Annotated in this window: 15 protein-coding genes; 4 read left to right on the top strand and 11 right to left on the bottom strand. The window is 67.3% G+C overall.

The window, feature by feature from the left end; genetic code table 11:
• Positions 1-13: 13 nt before the first annotated feature.
• Both V3596_RS15910 and V3596_RS15905 read left to right on the top strand, forming a co-directional pair.
• A complete protein-coding gene (locus V3596_RS15910) occupies positions 14-1,102 on the top strand; it encodes an ABC transporter substrate-binding protein (RefSeq protein ID WP_334278769.1) in 1,089 nt (362 codons plus the stop codon).
• A gap of 63 nt (positions 1,103-1,165) precedes the next feature.
• Complete coding sequence (locus tag V3596_RS15905; protein ID WP_334278768.1) at positions 1,166-2,374, top strand: alpha/beta hydrolase; 1,209 nt, start codon at positions 1,166-1,168, stop codon at positions 2,372-2,374.
• Positions 2,375-2,409: 35 nt separating this feature from the next.
• Here V3596_RS15905 and clsB read toward each other — a convergent pair whose 3' ends face one another.
• From clsB to V3596_RS15850, 11 genes are all read right to left on the bottom strand, one after another.
• A complete protein-coding gene (gene clsB, locus V3596_RS15900) occupies positions 2,410-3,702 on the bottom strand; it encodes a cardiolipin synthase ClsB (RefSeq protein ID WP_334278767.1) in 1,293 nt (430 codons plus the stop codon).
• A complete protein-coding gene (locus tag V3596_RS15895) occupies positions 3,699-4,514 on the bottom strand; it encodes an endonuclease/exonuclease/phosphatase family protein (RefSeq protein WP_334278766.1) in 816 nt (271 codons plus the stop codon). Before V3596_RS15895 ends, clsB begins: the two co-directional genes overlap by 4 nt.
• A 5-nt stretch (positions 4,515-4,519) precedes the next feature.
• Complete coding sequence (nudB, locus tag V3596_RS15890) at positions 4,520-4,984, bottom strand: dihydroneopterin triphosphate diphosphatase (RefSeq protein WP_395386571.1); 465 nt, start codon at positions 4,982-4,984, stop codon at positions 4,520-4,522.
• Positions 4,985-5,015: 31 nt separating this feature from the next.
• The gene (locus V3596_RS15885; RefSeq protein WP_334278764.1) at positions 5,016-6,212 is read right to left on the bottom strand and encodes a hypothetical protein; all 1,197 of its coding nucleotides are present in this window, start codon (positions 6,210-6,212) and stop codon (positions 5,016-5,018) included.
• Between the two features lie 127 nt (positions 6,213-6,339).
• Positions 6,340-8,133 carry an aspartate--tRNA ligase gene (aspS, locus tag V3596_RS15880; RefSeq protein ID WP_334278763.1) on the bottom strand — a complete coding sequence of 598 codons (1,794 nt, stop codon included), beginning with the start codon at positions 8,131-8,133 and terminating at the stop codon, positions 6,340-6,342.
• A gap of 128 nt (positions 8,134-8,261) precedes the next feature.
• Positions 8,262-8,933: a DUF502 domain-containing protein gene (locus V3596_RS15875; protein ID WP_334278762.1), complete on the bottom strand. Its 672-nt coding sequence runs from the start codon at positions 8,931-8,933 to the stop codon at positions 8,262-8,264.
• Positions 8,934-8,949: 16 nt separating this feature from the next.
• The gene (locus V3596_RS15870) at positions 8,950-9,258 is read right to left on the bottom strand and encodes an FmdB family zinc ribbon protein (RefSeq protein WP_334278761.1); all 309 of its coding nucleotides are present in this window, start codon (positions 9,256-9,258) and stop codon (positions 8,950-8,952) included.
• A 71-nt stretch (positions 9,259-9,329) separates the two neighbouring features.
• Positions 9,330-10,805, bottom strand: coding sequence for a high affinity choline transporter 1 (locus tag V3596_RS15865; RefSeq protein WP_334278760.1), 1,476 nt, complete (start codon positions 10,803-10,805; stop codon positions 9,330-9,332).
• A gap of 111 nt (positions 10,806-10,916) precedes the next feature.
• Positions 10,917-14,759 carry a two-component regulator propeller domain-containing protein gene (locus V3596_RS15860; RefSeq protein WP_334278759.1) on the bottom strand — a complete coding sequence of 1,281 codons (3,843 nt, stop codon included), beginning with the start codon at positions 14,757-14,759 and terminating at the stop codon, positions 10,917-10,919.
• A gap of 54 nt (positions 14,760-14,813) precedes the next feature.
• Positions 14,814-16,361, bottom strand: a complete 1,548-nt coding sequence (ubiB, locus tag V3596_RS15855; RefSeq protein ID WP_334278758.1) for a ubiquinone biosynthesis regulatory protein kinase UbiB — start codon at positions 16,359-16,361, stop codon at positions 14,814-14,816.
• Positions 16,358-16,888: a hypothetical protein gene (locus V3596_RS15850; protein WP_334278757.1), complete on the bottom strand. Its 531-nt coding sequence runs from the start codon at positions 16,886-16,888 to the stop codon at positions 16,358-16,360. Before V3596_RS15850 ends, ubiB begins: the two co-directional genes overlap by 4 nt.
• Before the next feature lie 150 nt (positions 16,889-17,038).
• Between V3596_RS15850 and galE the strand changes: the two genes are divergently transcribed.
• Both galE and V3596_RS15840 read left to right on the top strand, forming a co-directional pair.
• Positions 17,039-18,049: a UDP-glucose 4-epimerase GalE gene (gene galE / locus V3596_RS15845; RefSeq protein ID WP_334278756.1), complete on the top strand. Its 1,011-nt coding sequence runs from the start codon at positions 17,039-17,041 to the stop codon at positions 18,047-18,049.
• A gap of 83 nt (positions 18,050-18,132) precedes the next feature.
• Positions 18,133-19,572 (top strand): mannose-1-phosphate guanylyltransferase/mannose-6-phosphate isomerase, encoded by a 1,440-nt coding sequence (locus tag V3596_RS15840; protein WP_334278755.1) that lies wholly within the window; start codon positions 18,133-18,135, stop codon positions 19,570-19,572.
• Positions 19,573-19,576: the final 4 nt, after the last annotated feature.

Below are 19,576 nucleotides of genomic sequence, written 5' to 3'. Positions count from 1 at the left end.
TGCCCTGCACTCGATGAAGTTCCGCCTGCTGTCACTTGCCCTTGCCCTGCTTTGCTGGATGCCGCCCGCCTGGTCACAGACCGTGGGGTTCATCAATCCCGGCCGTGCCAACGAACCCTACTGGCTGGGCGTCAGCGAAGCCATGCAGGCGGCCGCCCGCAGCCTCGGCGTCAAGCTGGAGATTCAGTACGCCGAACGCGACCCGGCGCGGGCCCTGCAGCTCGGCCGCGAGATCGCAGCGCGGGCGCAGCGCCCCGACTATGTGATCCTCGTCAACGAGAAGGGCACGCTGGTCGAGAACGCCCGTGTGCTGGGCGCGGCAGGCATCAAGACCTTCGCCGCTTTCAGCGGCCTGCTGCCGCAGGAGCGTGCGCGCTGGGCGCCGCGCAAGGGCCTGCCACAGCTGCTCGGCAGCCTTGAGCCACGCGCCGAAGACGCCGGCTACCTGACCGCGAAGGCGCTGATACGCCAGGCCCTGGCCGACGCTCCCAATGGCGACAGGCCACAGCTGCTGGCCATTGGCGGCGACCGCTCGACGCCTGTCTCCATCCAGCGCAACGAGGGCCTGCGCCGCGCACTGGCCGAGCATCCCCAGGTGGAGCTGGTGCAGCAGTCCTTTGCCGACTGGCGTCGGGACCTTGCCGCCGAAACCATGGCAGGCATGCTGGCACGCCATCGCCAGGCACGCCGGCTCTGGACCGGCAGCGACCTGATGGCCTTCGGCGCCATGGATGCGATTGAAGCGGCGGGCCAGCAGGTGGCGCGAGACTGGCACATCTCCAGCATCAACACCTCGAATGAGGCCATGAAGGCCGTCATCGACGGTCGGCTCAAGGCACTGGCCGGTGGCCACTTCCTGGCCGGCGCCTGGTCGCTGGTGATGGTCTACGACTACCACCACGGCCACGATTTCGCTGCCGAGGGCTTGGCACTGGAGCGCCCGATGTTCATGCTCTTCGACCGAGCCGAGGCGCAGCGCTTCCTGGCTCGATTCGGCGAAGGTCTGGGCGAGCTCGATTTCCGGCCTTACAGCAAGACCTTCAATCCAAAGCTGAAGCGCTACCGATTCGACCTTGCCGAACTGCTGAAGGCGCGCCCATAAATTCAGCAAGCGGGTATGGTTGCGATGCATCCACCTTGAGCCCGGCCCCGGGCACCACGCATCATGACACTGCTGCGCGCCCTCTTCCCCTGCATTGCCGCCCTGCTCTTCGCCTTGCCCGGCCTGGCCCGGGCCGCCCACCGTGTCGACTTCGAGATCGACCTGCGTGCCGAGCAGGCCGCCGGACGCTTCGACCCGACGCGAGACCAGGTGGGCCTGCGTGGCAGCGCGCTGCCGCTCTCGTGGGGTCGCACGCTGCTCGCCAAGCAGGCCGCGCCCGGCCTCTACCGAGTAAGCGTGGTCTTCGAGCGCGTGCCCTTCGGCGGCCAGGCCCTGCAGTACAAATTCAAGATCGATCGCCCTGGCGCCGCACCCGACGACGGCTGGGAACAGGGCCGCAACCATCCGCTGGCGTTCCCGAGCGAGCTCCAGTCGGTGTCACGCCTGTTCAATGCGCCGGCGGTCCCGCTGCCGCCGCAACGCACCGGCCATATCGAGCGCCTGCCGCCGCTGAAATCGGCGCATGTGAGTGCGCGCGGCCTGCAGGTCTGGCTGCCGCCGGGCTACGAGAAGGAACCTCAGCGTCGCTACCCGGTGCTGTACCTGCATGACGGCCAGAACGTGTTCGATGCCGAGGCCGCTGGCGCCGAATGGCAGGTCGACGAAACCGCCCAGCGCCTGGTGCTGGCCGCTGCCATCGAGCCGGTGATCATCGTGGCCGTCGATAACGGCCCCGACCGCTTTGCCGACTACACGCCCACGGAGATGCTGACACCCGCCGCACGCAGCGGCACGGGCCGCGATGAACGCCGGGGCGGCGGTGGGCCGCGCTATGCGCGCTACCTGATCGAAGACCTGAAGCCCTGGATCGATCAGCACTACCGCACCCGGCCGGAGCCCTCCAGCACGTCGGTGGGCGGCTCTTCGCTCGGCGGCCTGATCTCGATGTGGCTGGTGCTGCACCATGCCGACACCTTCGGCGCCGGCCTGGTGGTGTCGCCGTCGATCTGGTGGGACGACATGTTCCTGATGCGTGATGTGCGCAGCACTGCCTGGGCGGGCCCGGCGCGGCCGCGCGTCTGGCTCGACATGGGCGGCCAGGAAGGCGGCGGCATCCTGCAGGTGTCGCGCCAGTTGCGCGATGCGCTGCTGGCCCGCGGCTGGCTCGCCGACAGGACACTGGGCTATATGGAGCAGCCCGACGCCGGCCACGATGAAGCGGCCTGGGCTTCCCGGGTGGAGGCGATACTGCGTTTTCTCTATGGCCGATAGGGTGGCCCGCCGGGCTCGATGGCGCTCATTGACGCTCAGTAACGACCGGTCGCCCCCGCCACCCGCAGATAGACGTAGGCCATCCAGGCCACCAGCGCCCGCTTGAGAAAGCCGCGCAGGCCGGTTTCGCTGCTGACGCCGGCCGGCTGCGACACCAGCAGCGCGGCCTCGAACTCGTCGGCCAGAGAACGGGCGAAGTCAGCGTCGCGCACGATCACGTTTGCCTCGAGGTTGAGCAGCAAGGAGAGCGGGTCGATATTGCTGCTGCCCACCGTTGCCCAGGCGCCGTCAACCACGCAGACCTTGGCATGGAGATAGGCCGGCAGGTACTCGAACACCTGCACACCATGGCCCAGCAGCTCGGCATACAGCGCATGGGCGGCCATGGCTGCTATGCGGTAGTCCACCTTGCCTTGCAGCAGCAGGCGCACGCGCACACCGCGCCGCGCGGCATCGCGCAGTGCGCGCCGGAAGGCATGGCCGGGATAGAAATACGGCGTGATCAGGTCGATTCGCTCACGCGCAGTGCGAATCGCATCGATGTAGGCGCGTTCGATCATGCGGCGCTGGCGCAGGTTGTCTCGCAGGACAAAGGCCGCGCAGACCGGGGGCAGGTCTTGCCACTGCTGGTCGCGGCGCTTGCCCCGCGGCAAGCGTACGCGGCGCAGCAGGCCGCGCAAGCGCGACATCGGCTCGCGGCTGCGCACCAGGGCGAGCAGCTCCTCGCCAAAGTCGCGGCCCAGCCAGGCGCGCGTCCAGACCGCGCGGGCCGACTGCTCCACCGGCTGCACCACCGGGCCGCGCAGGGCCACGGCGAAGTCCAGCCGCGGCGTGTCGGTGGGCCCGTGATTGAGGTCGACGCGGTCATCGATGATGTTGATGCCGCCGACAAAGGCCTCCACGCCATCCACCACGCAAAGCTTCTGATGCAGGCGACGCAACTGCCCGGGCTGCAGCCAGCGCCACCAGCGGTCGATGGGGCGGAACACCGCCAGCGCGACCTGCGACCCCTCCAGCTGCTCGCGCAGCCAATCGAGGCTGGCCTTGGAACCGAAACCGTCCACCACCACGCGCACGCGCACACCGCGCGCGGCAGCGGCGCGCAGTTGCTCGACCAGCACAGCGCCGGCCGCATCGTGATGAAAGATGTAGGTGGCCAGCCAGACTTCATGGCGCGCGGTCGCAATGGCCGCGGCCTGGGCAGGAAAGAGCTCGTCGCCACCGCGCAGCAGGCGCACCTCGTTGCCGCCGAGGAACTCGGGCAGGCTGGCGGCGTGCCGATGGATCAGCGGCTCGGCGTCAGGTTCGATGCCAAGCCAGTTGCTCACGGCTCGCCGAGTTCCAGCTCGGCGACCAGCGGCAGGTGGTCGGACATGCGCACCCAGGCACCGCCACGTGGCACCTTCATGCCCACGCAGTGCATGCCGCGCATATAGATGCGGTCGAGCGAGAACACCGGCACCAGCGACGGGAAGGTGGCCGGCGGCGCCTTGCCGTTCGGCGGCAGCGCCCGATGCAGGCCGGTACGGCGCATGGGCCCGTCCAGCTTGCTGCCCCAGTCATTGAAGTCACCCGCCACCACCAGCGGCACATGCGGTGGCACGGCGGTGGCAATGTATTCGGCCAGCCGTTCGACCTGGCGGACGCGGCTCGCATGAATCAGGCCCAGGTGCGCGACGATGGTGTGCACCTCCAGGCCGTTCCAGATCAACGGCACGTGCAGCAGGCCGCGCTGTTCGAAGCGATGGTCCGACACATCGTGATGGCCGATATCGCCGATGGGCCAGCGCGACAGCAGCGCATTGCCATGCTCGCCATGCTTGGTGACGGCGTTCGTGCGGTAGGCCACCTCATAGCCCTCGGGCGCCAGGAACTCGGCCTGGCTCTGCTCCGGCCAGCCGAAGGAGGTGCGCTGGAACTGCTTGGCCTCGTGATGATTGAAGTGGCGGACTTCCTGCAGGAAGACCAGGTCGGCATCCAGCGCCTCGACGCCCAGGCCCAGGTTGTGGATTTCCAGCCGCTTGGCCCGACCGATGCCACGCACACCCTTGTGGATGTTGTAGGTGGCCACGCGCAGGTGCGGCGTCAGGATGCTGGTCGGTGCGGCCAGCTGCGAAGGTCTGAAGTGGGGCCGCACCATGATTGCTAGGTCCTGCTGTTGATGAAGCGGGGCAGTTGCAGCACCGCCTCGGCATTCGATGGCGAGAAGCACAGGTCTGCAGCTTCGCGCCAGGGCAGCCAACGGTACTGAAGATGCTCGCGCGGCGCGAGCGTCACGGCCGTTTCGCTGGGCACGGTGAGGCCGAACACATGCTCCGTGTTCTGGGTCACGCCTGGCGCATACCGGTGCCGCCAGACCGGGTAGATCTCGTAGATGTTGACAAGCTGCCAGTCCAGCAGCTCGCCGCCAGCAATGCCGGTCTCCTCGAAGACCTCGCGCCTTGCGGTATCGATCAGGGGCTCGTCCGGCGTGTCGAGTGAGCCGGTGACGCTTTGCCAGAATCCAGGCCGGTCGGCACGCTCCAGCATCAGCACCCGCAGGTCGGGCGTGTGGATCACCACCAGCACCGACTCCGGTACCTTGTATCGGGGAAGCTCAGCCACTGTCATGCGAGCAGCATAGCCCAGCCGCCGCCTCCGATCAGGCCTCGGGGGCCATCTGCCGCAGCCCTTGCTGAAGCAGATGTTCGACCCGGCTGGCGGTGCGCAAGAGCTCGGCTTGCGTGGCCGGCACGATCTCGCCGGCCGGCAGTCCGCGCACATGCTGAGACAGGCCCGACAGTTCGCCCAAGGCTCGCCGCAAGAGCCCCGCCAGCTCACTGGCCGGCGCGGCCGCTTCAGGCAGCTCGCCATCGAAACGGATCAGTGCTTCCAGGAGGCCCGGCAGCTCGGGCTGGCCCAGCGTGGCGTCCAGTTGCTGGCGCTGCTGGGCGTGATACCAGCTGGGACCAAACTCGCCCTGAGCCTGCATCAGCTCGGCCAGCCGACCATGGGCGCTGGCCTGCAGGGAGCGCGACTGCAAGACCTCGGCCAGGCTCAGCGCCGCGCCGGCAGCAGCCAGGGCCACATCGCCCTCCTGCAGCTCGGCTTGCAGGAGCGAGGCTTGCGCCTGCAACCAGCGATAGCCGCAGCGCTGCGCCAGGGCCTGCGCTTGGCGCGCCAGATTCAGGGCCTCGGCCACGTCGCCGCTGTCGCGGGCACAGCGGGCCCGATGCCAGATCGCCTCGGCCTCGTAGTCGTGGTGACCCGCGGCACGCGCAGCGGCCAGCGCTTCGTCCAGCGCCGGCAAGGCGGCTTGCGGCCCCTGCGTGGCGCGCAGCGATACCGCGCGATTGAGCGCGAACTTGGCATGCAGATAGGGGTCGGCGGCGAAGCGTCGGTAGTGCGCCTCGGCCTGGTCCAGCACACGGCCACCGCGCGCCCAGTCGCCCAGCGCATAGCAGAGATGGGTCAGGCCGATGCGCGCCAGGCAGGCGGCACGGCTGTCGTCGGCCGCCCATTCCAGGGTCTGGGCCCAGGCCTGACAGGCCTGCACGTAGTCGCCGCGCTGGTAGTGCAGGCGGCCCACGGCCTCGCTCAGCTCGGCCGCCTCGGCCAAGGCGCGCTGGCTCTTGGCGTCATTCAGGGCCTGCTGCAACTCACCCTGCATCTCGGCGGCCCGGCCCCAGCGCTCAAGCACGAAGAAGGCCCCCTGCACTGCGGCGCGGCCCACCAGCGGGTCGGCCGCGTGGATCAGGCCACGCAGGCGCGGCAGCGCCCAGGCTGGGCGGCGCATCAGCACGCGCTCCCAGCGGGCCTTGTCCGCCTGGTTGCGCATCTTGGTCTTGCTGCTGCTCATCGTGCCCTCGGTCCTGCCAGCTGTGGGAGTGGTTGGCCGCAAGCATAGCGAAGCGGCGCTCGCCTACATGAAGCAGCCAGCAAAAAGGGCGCCACGAGGGCGCCCTTCGGTCAGGAAGCTGCCAGGCTTACTGCGCGGCAGCAGCCGAGTTGCGCAGGCGGATGTGCAACTCGCGCAACTGCTTTTCGTCCACGTTCGACGGCGCGCCGGTCAACAGGCACTGGGCGCGTTGCGTCTTCGGGAAGGCGATCACGTCGCGGATCGAATCGGCCTTGGTCATCATCGTGACGATACGGTCCAGGCCGAAGGCCAGGCCACCGTGCGGCGGCGCGCCGTACTGCAGCGCGTCCAGCAGGAAGCCGAACTTGATGCGCTGCTCTTCGGGGCTGATGTTGAGCGCCTCGAAGACCTTGGCCTGCACGTCGGCCTTGTGGATACGCACCGAACCGCCACCCAGTTCCCAGCCGTTCAGGACCATGTCGTAGGCCTTGGCGATGCACTTGCCCGGGTCGCTGGTCATGAGGTCTTCGTGGCCGTCCTTCGGTGCCGTGAACGGATGGTGAACGGCCGCCCAGCGGTTGTTCTCCTCGTCGTGCTCGAACATCGGGAAGTCGACCACCCACAGCGGTGCCCAGACGTCGTTGAACAGGCCATTGGCCTTGCCGAACTCGCTGTGGCCCACCTTCAGGCGCAGGCCGCCGATGGCGTCATTCACCACCTTGGCCTTGTCGGCGCCGAAGAACAGCAGGTCGCCGTCCTGTGCGCCGGTGCGCTTCAGGATCTCGTTGACGGCGGCGTCATGCAGGTTCTTGACGATGGGCGACTGCAGGCCTTCGCGGCCCTTGGCCAGCTCGTTCACCTTGATCCAGGCCAGGCCCTTCGCACCGTAGATCTTGACGAACTCGGTGTAGGCATCGATCTCGCCGCGGCTCATGCCGGCGCCGCCAGGCACGCGAAGCGCGACCACGCGGCCGCCAGGCGTCGTGGCCGGTGTCGAGAAGACCTTGAAGTCCACGTCCGCCATCACGTCGGTCAGTTCGGTGAACTCGAGCTTGACACGCAGGTCGGGCTTGTCCGAACCGAAGCGGTGCATGGCTTCCGAGTACTTCATCACCGGGTACTCGCCCAGGTCCACGTTCAACGCCTTCTGGAAGACGTGGCGGATCATGCCTTCGAACATCGAGCGGATTTCCTCTTCGGTCAGGAAGGAGGTCTCGATATCGATCTGGGTGAACTCGGGCTGGCGGTCAGCACGCAGGTCTTCGTCGCGGAAGCACTTGGTGATCTGGTAGTAGCGGTCAAAGCCGGCCACCATCAAGAGCTGCTTGAACAGCTGGGGCGACTGGGGCAGCGCGAAGAACATGCCGTCATGCACGCGGCTGGGCACCAGGTAGTCGCGCGCGCCCTCCGGCGTGCTCTTGGTCAGCATCGGGGTCTCGATGTCGACAAAGCCCTGCTCGTCCAGGAACTTGCGAACTTCCATGGCCACGCGGTAGCGCAGCATCATGTTGTTCTGCATGTAGGGGCGGCGCAGGTCCAGCACACGGTGCGTCAGGCGCGTCGTCTCCGACAGGTTTTCGTCGTCCAGCTGGAACGGGGGCGTCACCGAGGGGTTCAGCACTTCCAGCTCATGGCACAGCACCTCGACCTTGCCGCTGACGAGGTTGGCGTTCTCGGTGCCGGAGGGGCGCGCACGCACCTTGCCGACGATCTTCAGGCAGAACTCGTTGCGAACGTCGGAAGCGATCTGGAACATCGCGGCGCGGTCCGGGTCGCACACGATCTGGACGATGCCTTCGCGGTCGCGCAGGTCGATGAAGATCACGCCGCCATGGTCACGGCGGCGATGGGCCCAGCCCATCAGGGTCACGGTTTGGTCGAGCAGCTTCTCGCTGACTTGGCCGGCATAGCAGGTACGCATGATTGTTCACTCCAGATTCGGTGAGGACCTCGCTCGTGGCGCGGTCCGGAAATTCGTGTGGGGTCGTGTCTGTGAGGCGCTGGCAGGCTGCTTCCAAAGCCTTCAGGATTGAGCGCGGGCCGGGGCGCTCAACCCTTGGGATTGGGCTCGCAATTCGAGCCAGGCGGCACTTGCGCGCCGGCCGTCTCGCTGGCCGGCGCCACCACACCCATCGAGATGATGTGCTTCAAGGCCTCGTCCACGCTCATGCCCAGCGGCCGCAGGCTGCTCTTGGGCATCATCAGGAAGAAGCCCGAGGTCGGGTTGGGCGTGGTCGGCACATAGAGGCTGACATGCTCTTCATTGAAATGCTCGGCCGCCGCCCTGGACGGTGCGCCGGTGACGAAGCCGATGGTCCAGGCACCCTGGTGCGGATAAGGCACCAGCACCGCCTCGCGGAAGGCATTGCCGCTGCTCGAGAACAGGGTGTCGGACACCTGCTTCACCGAGCTGTAGATCGACTTGACGATGGGAATGTTGGACAGCAGGCGGTCCCACTGGCCCAGCAGCCACTGGCCGAAGATGTTGGCCACCAGCACGCCGGTGAGCGTCATCAGGAGCACCAGGATCAGCGGGCCGACGCCAGGGATGGTGCCGAGCTGGTCGACATGCGACGCCAGCGTGTCCGGCAGCACGGCCTTGGAGGCCTTGAGCATCCAGGCGAACACGCCATTGACGATGCTCAGCGCCCACAGCAGCACCCAGACGGTGATGGCGAGCGGCAGCCAGGCCAGCAGGCCGGTGATCAGGTATTTGCGCACGGGCTTCCCGGTTTGACTAATGGCAGGCGCAGGAGCCGCCACAGGGTGTGGACGGCGAGGCCGCAGCCGGGGCCGGGGCGCTGGCCTCAGCCGCCGGAGCGGCAGCGGCAGCGGCCGGCGCCGTGGCGGCAGCCGCGCTGGCGCCACCCTTGAAGTCGGTGGCGTACCAGCCCGAGCCCTTGAGCTGGAAGCCGGCGGCGGTCACCTGCTTGCTGAAGCTTTCGGCTCCGCAAGCCGGACAGGTGACGAGCGGCGCGTCGGACAGCTTCTGCAGCACGTCCTTGGCGTGGCCGCAGGCGCTGCAGCGGTATGCGTAGATAGGCATGATCTTGCTCTGAAGCCTGATACAAAACCAGAAATTATAGGGGCGACGCGCCTTGGCACCCTCGCAGAGGCCTACTTGGAGGCTTCGTCGGCCAAACCTTCGACGTGCGCCTTGTGCTCGTGGCGGTTCTTCAGCCACTGCGGCATCAGCGAACCCAGGACCATGGCCACCATGCCAGCCAGCAGCCCGGCCAACTGGCCCGGAAAGGCCTGGCCCAGCGTCTCGGCCTCGACCATGAAGAGCCCCCAGACGCCAATGCCCGCCACCAGCGAGAAGATCGCGCCCTGTGTCGTCGCGCGCTTCCAGTACAGGCCGAACACCAGGGGCACGAAGGCGCCGACCAGGGTGATCTGGTAGGCCGACGAGACCAGGTCGTAGATCGAGGTGCCGCGCATCTTGATCGCATAGCCCAGCACCAGGGCGGCAAAGATGACGATGGTCAGGCGCATGGCCAGCAGCTGCTGCTTGTCCTTCATGCCCGGGCGCAGGTTCTTCAGGATGTTCTCGACGAAGCTGGTCGAGGGCGCCAGCAGCGTGGCCGAGGAGGTGCTCTTGATGGCCGAGAGCAGCGCACCGAAGAACAGGATCTGCATCACCAGCGGCATCTTCGTGAGGACGAAGGTGGGCAGCAGCTTCTGATAGTCGTCCTTGGCGATGTCCAGGGCCTGCTGGCCCATGACGACCACGGCGCTGGCGACGATGAACATCGGCACCGCGGCGAAGAGGATGTAGCTGATGCCGCCGATCATGGCGCCGTTGCGGGCGGTCTTCTCGTCCTTGGCCGACATCACGCGCTGGAACACGTCCTGCTGCGGTATCGAGCCCAGCATCATGGTCACGGCGGCGCCGAGGAACATGGCCATCTCGGTGAACGTGGGCTCAGGCAGGAACCTGAAAAGATCCTTGCTCTGGGCCATGGCGACCACATTGCCGGCGCCGCCGGCCAGGTCAGCGGAGAACACTGCAATGACCGAGAGGCCGATCACCAGCACGATCATCTGGATGAAGTCGGTCCAGGCCACGGCCAGGAAACCACCCACCACCACATAGATCAGCACGGCCAGCGTGCCGACGACCATGCCCATTTCCTCGGACATGGCGCCCTGCGTCAGCACCGAGAACACCAGGCCCAGGGCCGTGATCTGAGCGGCCACCCAACCCAGGTAGCTCAGGATGATGGCGCTCGAGCAGAACACCTCGATGCCCTTGCCAAAGCGCTGGCGATAGAAGTCACCGATGGTCAGCAGGTTCTGGCGGTACAGCTTGGTGGCAAAGAAGGCGCCCACCAGGATCAGGCAGGTGCCGGCGCCCAGCGGGTCTTCGACGATGGCATTCAGCCCGCCCTGCACGAACTTGGCCGGGATGCCCATCACCGTCTCGGCGCCAAACCAGGTGGCGAAGGTGGTGGTGATGACCATGGCCAGCGGCAAGCTGCGGCCGGCGATGGCGAAGTCGCTGGTGTTCTTGATCCGGGTACCGGCCCAGACACCCAGGGCCAGGGTGCCCAGCAGATAGAGCACGACGAAGCTGATCAGCGTGATGTTCATGTCTGGAGGCCAGTGAAGCCGGGCCCGCGGCGACTACGAGAAGGCGCGCATTATCGTTGAGCCCTTGCTGGCGATTCCCCCCGGGGAATCACCCGGGGGCGGCCGTCGCAGTCATCGCGGCGCCACCCTCGGCAGCACGATTTCGAAGGTGGCCCCCTGCCCCGGCTCGCTGCGTGCGGTGATCTGCCCGCCCAGCAGCGAGCCGACGATGGTGTAGCAAAGGTGCAGGCCCAGGCCGTTGCTGCCGCTGCCCAGCGTCGTGGTGAAGAACGGGTCGAAGATGCGGCCCAGGTCCTCGGGCGCGATGCCCTGGCCATCGTCGCTGAAGCGCAGCCGCAGGCGCTCGCTGCCCAGGGGCTCGGCCGCCAGCTGGATCACGCCCGGCTGGCCACCGGAAAAGCCATGGACCAGCGCATTGCTGAACAGTTGCCCCAGCACCTGCGTCAGTGGTTCTGGATAGCTATCGAGCGTCAGCCCTTCAGGAACCGACAGCCTCAACTGATGGCCGCCGGCCTGAATCTGATTGGCTTGAGCTCTCTCGACTTCGGCGACCAGATCCGCCAGATCGAAATGCCGACGCTGCTCGCGACTCTGATCAACCGACAGTTGCTTGAAGCTGGCGACCAGGCGTGCAGCCGCATTCAGGCTGCGCATCAAGAGGCTGGTGCCCTGCTCGGCTGTTTCGCAGAAGGCCTGGACGTCCGAGCGGCGCAGCCCGGTACCGGCCTTGACCACGAACTGCCGCGCCTCCTCCTGCAAGGTGCTCGCCGCCATCAGGCCGTTGCCCAGCGGCGTGTTCAGCTCATGCGCCACGCCAGCCACCAGCGAGCCGAGCGAAGCCAGCTTCTTCTGCTCGACCAGCTGCGCCTGCGCCTGCTGCAATTGGCGGTAGGCGTCGGCGTTGTCCAGCGCCACGGCGGCATAGGCGCCCAACGTCTGCAGCATGTCCAGATGCGTCTGCTTGAAGGCGCCGGCCAGGTCGCTGAGCACGCTCAGGATGCCGATCACCTCGCCCTTGACCTTCAAGGGCACATAGAGCGCGGAACGTGACCGGGCCGGCTCGCTGCCATCCTGCAGCAGCAGGCGCTGGCCTTCGTGCTCGCGCACGCCGGTGTCGAGCAGGCGGTTGTCATGCTCGAACTCGTGGATCATGAAGGCCTCGCCGCTGGCCACGCATCGCGCCGCCGGCTGCTCGAGACTGTCGAGGCTGCGCCGGTAGGGCTTGAAGGCCTTGCCGCGCTCGACCATGTAGTCGAACTCGACCACGCGCTCCTCGCGATTGACCAGGCCGACACCAAACGCTGTGGCTGGCATCAGCGATTCCACATGCGCGAACAAGGCCTGCTGGATCGCCTGCAGGTCCAGCGAGGCGGTGAGTTCGCGTCCGATTTCGCTCAGCGTCGCAATCTGCTGGCGTTGCTCGCGCACCTGCGCAGTGCGACGCTCGACCTCGACCTCCAGCTCACGCTGCGTCTGCTTCAGACGCCGCAGGCGCAATTGCCAGGCGGTGACCAGGCCCGCCACCAGCGCCAGCAGCACCAGCGTACGGAACCACAGACTGCGCCACCAGGGCGGGAGCACCTCCACGGTCAGCAGCTCGCGCGGCTCACCCCAGATGCCATCCGAATTGGCGGCCTTGGCCATCAGCCTGAAATTGCCGGCATTGAGGTTGGTGTAGGTTGCCAGGCCTTCGCCGGGCTTGCCCTGGATCCAGTCACGATCGAATCCCTCCAGCTTCCAGGCATAGCGGATCTGGCCAACGCCGACGAAATGCTGAGCCCGCAAGTCGAAGCTGACCATGGCCTCGCGATGGCTCAAGCGCAGCGCGCGGGCGCGCTCCAGCGGCCCGGACACGCCCAGCACCGCAAGGTTGGTGGCCGGCTCGCCGGCCCGTTCCGGCAGGGGCTCATCGCGCAGCGACCGGTTGAAAACGCGCAGGTCCGACAGCAGCACTGCGGGTGCCTGGTGGTTGTCGCTCAGCCGGCTTGGATCGAAAGCCAGCAGGCCGGAGCCACCATAGAACAGCCGCCCATCCGGCCCGGCGGCGCTGCTGCCCGGCCCGAACCCTGCCAGCATCGGGCCGCTGCCGGCAGGATAGGAACGAGCGCTGCTGCGCTCGGGATTCACGCGAATCAATGCCGCATCGGTACTCATCCAGAGCGCGCCGTCGGCGGCGTTCTGCAGGTTGTGGATCCTGGTCTCGGGCAGGCCCAGCCGCCTGGACCAGGAACTCAATCGCCGACCATGGCCCTCCCCTTCCAGCCGGTGCAGGCCCAAGCGGCTGCCCACCCACACTTGGCCTTGAGCATCCTGGGCCAGGCCGCTGATGCTGAGCGAATCGGGCTTGGCCAGCGCGGCATCCACGGGAATGAGCGCTCCAAAGCGCCCGCCCTCGCGGACTTGCAGACCGGCTTCGCTACCCACCCACAGCCGGCCCGCCTTGTCGATCAGCAGGCGCTGGATCTTGTCGTGCGCCAGACCGCCGCTGCCCGATTGCGGCCGTTTGTGACGCTGCGCCGGCAGGCCGGGAACAAGCTCCAGCAGCCCCGCATCGGTGCCTGCCCACAAGCTACCGTCGGCAGCCAGCGCCAGCGCGCCCACGGAGGCACTGGTGCCACCCAGCGGGCCGATGTCGATCCGCTGCACGCGCCTGCTGCCCGTGTCCATCAGGAACAGGCCGTCATCGGCACCTATCCACAATCCTCGCCCCGGCTGCAGCAGCAGCTTGCGCAGGAACTTCAAGGGCTGGCCCTGCGACGGCACATGCTCAACCCGGCCGGTGGCCAGCTCCAACCAGTCGAGACCGCCGCCATAGCTGGCAACCCAGGCCTGCTCAGCATCGATCGGCGCAATCGCCTGCACCGAATCGTGGGCCAGCGTTTCGGGTTCGCCATGGACCGCACGGTAGGTCGAGAAGCCGCTGTTCGACAGGTCGGCCAACGAGACACCGCCACTCCAGGTGCCGACCCACAGCACACCGCCGCGGTCCTGGAACACGCTGGAGACGGCATTGCTGAACAAGCTGTTGGGGAGGGCCGGATGCCGCTTGTGCGACTCCGCCCGCAAGCCGCCGCGCGGCCAGTGCCAGAGCCCCTCGGAGCCGTAGGCCAGCCAGACGCCGCCCTTGTGGTCGCGCCACAAGGAATTGATGGCGCTCACGGGCAGGCCCAGCGCCTTGGGAAAATCCAGCGCACGCCCGCTGGCCAGCTCCATCACCGCGACGCCCCCTTCGCCTGCAATCCAGGCCCGGCCGTCCTGGTCAAGCACCATGGCGCGCAGCGAGATCCGGCTGCCTTGAAACGGTGGCAGCGGCCAGCGCTGCAGAACCTGGCCTCGCGAGTCGACATGGACCAGCTCGGCGCCCGCAACCAGCCAGACACCGCCTTCGCCATCGGTCCGCAGGCCGCGCAAGAGGGTGCGGCGGCCTGCCACCAGGGGCCGCAGGCCCGGCAGTGTCATCGCTTGCATTTGCCGGCTCTGCGGATCAAACAGCCACAGCTCGAAATGCCCCTGCAGCCACCAGCGCCCACCCGCCGCAGGCGCCAGGCTCAGCACCGTGAGGTGAGGGCCGCTGCGCTGCCCGGGCAGCTCGATGCGCTCATTGCGTTCGGTGGCTGGATCAAACACATTGAGGCCGCCAGCCGTGGCCACCAGCAGGCGGCCATCGGGCAATTGCGCCAGATCCTGGACCCAGGCATGGCTGAGCGAGTTCTTGTCGCGCGGGTCGGCGCTGAAGAGCTGGCCGCGCCGGCCATCAAAGCGCACCAGGCCGTAGCTGGTGCCCAGCCACATCTGGCCCAAGCCATCCTGCAGCCCGCACTGCACGCTGCCGTTGCTGCCCATCTGCTCAGGCAGCAGATGCTCGAAGCGCAGGCTCTGCAGCCCCGGCCCGGCATGCGCTGACGCCGCCAGCACCAAGACACAGAACACAAGCAGGACGCGAATGGGCGGCATGCGCCCAGACTAAGCGCAAACGCCTGCCAGCTCCAGTAGCGGCTTCCCCCGGGGTCAGAGGGCGCTGATGAAGCGCATCGCCAACAGGCCCAGCACAAAGCCCAGGCCGCCATAGACCACGCCCTGCAGCAGCCGGTTGGTGCGGCGTTGCTCCTGCAGGAGCGCTCGCATCAGTTCGCCGTCGCGTGGCGATGCCTGGCGCTCCAGTGCGTCATGCAACAGGCGCGGCAGCTCGGGCAGCAATTGCGCATAGCGCGGCGCCTCTTTCTTGAGCTGGTTGAGCAAGGCGCGCCAGCCGATCTGCTCGTTCATCCAGCGCTCGAGGAAGGGCTTGGCCGTGGCCCACAGGTCCAGCTCGGGGTCGAGCTGACGCCCGAGGCCTTCGATGTTCAGGAGCGTCTTCTGCAAGAGCACCAGCTGCGGCTGGATCTCGACATTGAATCGGCGCGAGGCCTGGAACAGGCGCATCAGGACCTGGCCCAGCGAGATGTCTTTCAGCGGCCGGTCGAAATGCGGCTCGCAGACGGCCCGGATGGCGCTCTCCAGCTCATCGACCCGCGTCTCGGCCGGCACCCAGCCCGACTCGATATGCAGCTCGGCGACGCGCTTGTAGTCGCGCCGGAAGAAGGCGACGAAGTTCTGCGCCAGGTAGTCCTTGTCGACCTCGGTCAGCGTGCCGATGATGCCGAAGTCCAGGGCGATGTAGCGGCCGAAGGTCTCCGGCGCCAGACTCACCTGGATATTGCCCGGGTGCATGTCGGCATGGAAGAAGCCGTCGCGGAACACCTGGGTGAAGAAGATGGTCACGCCGTCGCGGGCCAGCTTCTTGATGTCGACACCAGCCTCGCGCAGGCGCTGCATCTGCGAGATCGGCACGCCGGTCATGCGCTCCATCACGATCACGTCCTGCGTGCACAGGTCCCAGATCATCTCGGGCACCATCACCAGGCCGAGGCCTTCCATGTTGCGGCGCAGCTGCGCGGCATTGGCGGCTTCGCGAACGAGATCGAGCTCGTCGTGCAGGTAGGTGTCGAACTCGGCCACGACCTCGCGCGGCTTCAGGCGCCGGCCATCGGCCGACAGCCGCTCGACCCAGTTGGCCAGCGTGCGCATCAGGGCGATGTCGTCGTCGATCACGTCGGCCATGCCGGGGCGCAGGACCTTCACCGCCACCTCGCGGCCGCCCTTCAGCGTGGCGAAATGCACCTGCGCGATCGAGGCGCTGGCCACCGGCTCGGCATCGAAGGTCTCGAACAAGTCCTCGATGGACTTGCCGAAAGCCTGCTCGATCAGGGCGCGCGAATGTGCGGCATCAAACGGCGGCACGTTGTCCTGCAGCCGGGCCAGTTCGGTGGCGATGTCGGGCGGCAGCAGGTCACGCCGGGTCGACAGCACCTGGCCGAACTTGACGAAGATCGGGCCCAGCCGCTCGAAGGCCAGGCGCAGGCGCACGCCGCGCGGCTCCTGCCAGCTGCGGCCGAAGGACAGCAGCTTGCGCAAGGTGCGGAAACGCCGGGCGCCGAAAGCCGTCAGCAGCAGCACATCCAGGCCGAAGCGCCGGATGGTCCAGACGATGACCAGCAGCCGGGCCAGATACCTCATGAGCTCTTGCGCGCGGCAAAGCCTGCCGCACCCTTGGCCACGCCGGCCAGGCTGGCCAGCGCCGCCGTGGCGGCTTCTCCAAAACGGGCCAGCTGCTGGGCCGCCATCGGACCAACCAGGCCGGCCAGGTCGTCGGCAATGTCCCAGCGCAGGTTCTCGATCAGCCAGTTCACCTCACCGGCCAGCGCCGCATCGCCCTGCACCGTGACCTTGGGCTTGACGCCGCTGAGCGCGCCCAGCGCCATCGCGGCCGGGTTGCTGGCGTCCAATTCCACGCGCAGCGAGACATCGGCCGGCGGCGTCTCCAGGCGCTCAAACAGGCCGGCCGGCGTCACCTGCAGCACCAGGTCGGGCGCGGTCGGCAGCAGCGAGGGCCAGCCGGCCAGGCTCAGCACCAGGCTGCGGCCCGATTGCGGCTTCAGCCGCTCGGTGGCCACGCTCTCGCGCGACAGCACATGGTTGATGAGCAGCACGATTCGCTCCTGCACGGCAGGGGCGAGGAGTTGGGACCATTGATCGAAAATCATGGTCGGATTGTAGGCAGCAGGCCTCAGTCCCTGGACGACGTCCCGTATAGCGGGGATTTGCCACGTTCTGCAGTCGGCCGCGCGAAGCTCATGAGAGAGAATCCGCGCGCTAGCCGCCCGTCTCGGGCCGGCCCTGATCCGCGAGAGACCATGAGCAAGATTCTGCTGACCGGCGCCACCGGCTATATCGGCTCCCACACCTGGCTGGCCCTGCTCGCCGCCGGCTACGAAGTGGTCGGCGTAGACGATTTCTCCAACAGCTCGCCCGCCGTGCTGCCGCGCCTGGCGCAGTTGGCCGGCGCCATGCCGGTGTTCGAATGTGCCGATGTCGGCGACCCCGAGGCCTTGGAGGCCGTCTTCGCCAAGCATCAGTTCGATGCCGTCGTTCATTTCGCCGCCTTCAAGGCGGTCGGCGAATCGGGCGAGAAGCCGCTGGACTACTACCGCAACAACATTGGCGGCCTGCTGACTGTTTGCGCCACGATGGCTGCACACGGCTGCCGCCGCATCGTCTTCAGCTCCAGCGCCACCGTCTATGGCACGCCTGAGAAGCTGCCACTGCGGGAAGATGCGCCGGTGTCGGCGGTCAACCCCTACGGCCAGACCAAGCTGATCGGCGAAACCATCCTGCGTGACGTGGGTGCCGCCGACCCGCGCTGGCAGACCGCCGCGTTGCGCTACTTCAACCCGGTGGGCGCCCACGAGAGCGGCCAGATCGGCGAAGACCCACGCGGCATTCCCAACAACCTGATGCCTTACGTCGCGCAGGTGGCCGTGGGCCGTCGCGATGTGCTGAAGGTCTTCGGCAACGATTACGACACACCCGACGGCACCGGCGTGCGCGACTACATCCATGTGCTGGACCTCGCTGAAGGCCATGTGGCGGCTGTGCGCTTCCTGCTCAGCCATCCGGAGTCCATCACCGTCAACCTCGGCACCGGCCAGGGCTACAGCGTGCTGGACGTGGTGCGTGCCTACGAGGCCGCCAGCGGCAAGCCCGTGCCTTACGAATTTGCACCTCGCCGCGCCGGCGACGTGGCCGCCTGCTGGGCGGATCCGAGCCTGGCCGCCGAGAAGCTGGGCTGGCGAGCCACCCGCGGCCTGGCCACCATGTGCGAAGACAGCTGGCGCTGGCAAAGCCTCAATCCTCAGGGCTTTTGACGGCGGGTGCCGGCAAAGCAGGGACTCACACAGCTTTATCGGGCGATTGAGCCCGTCGCAGACTGAACACAATCAGGAGACTCATGAGCTCGATCAAGGTTCAACCCGTCATCATGGCCGGCGGCAGCGGCACCCGGCTGTGGCCGCTGTCGCGCGCGGGCTATCCCAAGCAGTTCCTGGTGCTGGCAGGCAACGAGAGCCTGTTCCAGCAAGCCGCCCGACGCCTGGCCGAGCTGGCCGCGCCCGGCATTGCCGCGGCCGCACCGCTGATCGTTGGCAACGAGGAGCATCGCTTCCTCCTGCTCGACCAGCTGCGGGAGACGGCCATCGAACCTGGAGCCGCCCTGCTGGAGCCTTGTGGTCGCAACACGGCTCCGGCCGTGACCTTGGCTGCCCTGGCCGCACTTGAAGACGGCACAGACCCGGTGCTGGTGGTGACGCCCGCCGACCAGACGGTCACCGACCCCGCAGCTTTCAAGAAGGCGATGCAAGAGGCCGTGCGCCAGGCCGCGGACGGCGCCATCGTCATCCTTGGCATCACGCCGGAGCGCCCCGAAACCGGCTACGGCTACATCCGCGCATCGGCCGATGCGAGCGGTCTGGCTGTTGCCGCCTTCGTGGAGAAGCCGGACCTGGCCACCGCAGAAGCCTATCTGGCCAGCGGCGACTACTTCTGGAACGCCGGCATGTTCGTGCTGCGCGCCAGCGTCTGGATCGCCGCGCTCGGCCAGTTCCGTCCGGACATCCTCGAAACCACCCGCGCCGCCTGGGCTGCCCGCACGACGGATGCCAAGTTCATCCGCCCAGGCAAGAAGGAGTTCGCCGCCGTGCCGGCCGAGTCCATCGACTATGCGGTGATGGAACGCTGCCCCGGCAGCCCCTTCCCTTTGCGCATGGTTCCCTTGGCCGCTGGCTGGAATGACCTCGGCGCATGGGAAGCCGTCTGGCTGGTCGCCGACAAGGACGCCGATGGCAATGCCGCCTTCGGCGACGCCATCATCAAGGCCAGCAAGAACACGCTGGTGCATGCCACCAGCCGCCTGGTGAGCGTGGTCGGGCTGGAAGATGTGGTGGTCGTCGAGACACCCGACGCCGTGCTCGTGACCGACCGCGCGCGCAGCCAGGAGGTTAAGGCCATCGTCAACCAGCTGCATGCCAGCCAGCGCGGCGAGCTGGACCTGCCGCGCAAGGTGCACCGCCCCTGGGGCTGGTACGACAGCATCGACCATGGCGAGCGCTTCCAGGTCAAGCGCATCATGGTCAAGCCAGGCGCTTCGCTTAGCCTGCAGATGCACCACCACCGCGCCGAGCACTGGATCGTCGTCTCGGGCACGGCCGAAGTCACCAATGGCGAGCAGGTCCTCCTGATCAGCGAGAACCAAAGCACCTACATCCCGCTCGGCGAAAAGCACCGCCTGCGCAACCCGGGCAAGGTGCCGCTGGAGATCATCGAGGTCCAGTCCGGCTCGTACCTGGGCGAAGACGACATCGTGCGCTTCGATGACACGTATGGAAGAAGTTAGGCAT

Source organism: Roseateles microcysteis, from assembly GCF_036880965.1.
Lineage (GTDB): Bacteria > Pseudomonadota > Gammaproteobacteria > Burkholderiales > Burkholderiaceae_C > JAUASW01.
The sequence above is the reverse complement of the archived record's forward strand: the minus strand, read 5'-3'. Positions and strand labels throughout refer to the sequence as shown.

Bases quoted from the DNA above. Each gene is read 5' to 3' on its own strand.
- V3596_RS15870 (WP_334278761.1), bottom strand. From the start codon at position 9,258: ATGCCTATCTACGCATACCGCTGCAGCGCCTGCGGCCACGCCAAGGAC.
- V3596_RS15905 (WP_334278768.1), top strand. From the start codon at position 1,166: ATGACACTGCTGCGCGCCCTCTTCCCCTGCATTGCCGCCCTGCTCTTC.
- ubiB (WP_334278758.1), bottom strand. From the start codon at position 16,361: ATGAGGTATCTGGCCCGGCTGCTGGTCATCGTCTGGACCATCCGGCGC.
- aspS (WP_334278763.1), bottom strand. From the start codon at position 8,133: ATGCGTACCTGCTATGCCGGCCAAGTCAGCGAGAAGCTGCTCGACCAA.
- V3596_RS15840 (WP_334278755.1), top strand. From the start codon at position 18,133: ATGAGCTCGATCAAGGTTCAACCCGTCATCATGGCCGGCGGCAGCGGC.
- V3596_RS15885 (WP_334278764.1), bottom strand. From the start codon at position 6,212: ATGAGCAGCAGCAAGACCAAGATGCGCAACCAGGCGGACAAGGCCCGC.
- V3596_RS15860 (WP_334278759.1), bottom strand. From the start codon at position 14,759: ATGCCGCCCATTCGCGTCCTGCTTGTGTTCTGTGTCTTGGTGCTGGCG.
- V3596_RS15895 (WP_334278766.1), bottom strand. From the start codon at position 4,514: ATGGTGCGGCCCCACTTCAGACCTTCGCAGCTGGCCGCACCGACCAGC.
- V3596_RS15850 (WP_334278757.1), bottom strand. From the start codon at position 16,888: ATGATTTTCGATCAATGGTCCCAACTCCTCGCCCCTGCCGTGCAGGAG.
- galE (WP_334278756.1), top strand. From the start codon at position 17,039: ATGAGCAAGATTCTGCTGACCGGCGCCACCGGCTATATCGGCTCCCAC.
- V3596_RS15865 (WP_334278760.1), bottom strand. From the start codon at position 10,805: ATGAACATCACGCTGATCAGCTTCGTCGTGCTCTATCTGCTGGGCACC.
- V3596_RS15910 (WP_334278769.1), top strand. From the start codon at position 14: ATGAAGTTCCGCCTGCTGTCACTTGCCCTTGCCCTGCTTTGCTGGATG.
- nudB (WP_395386571.1), bottom strand. From the start codon at position 4,984: ATGACAGTGGCTGAGCTTCCCCGATACAAGGTACCGGAGTCGGTGCTG.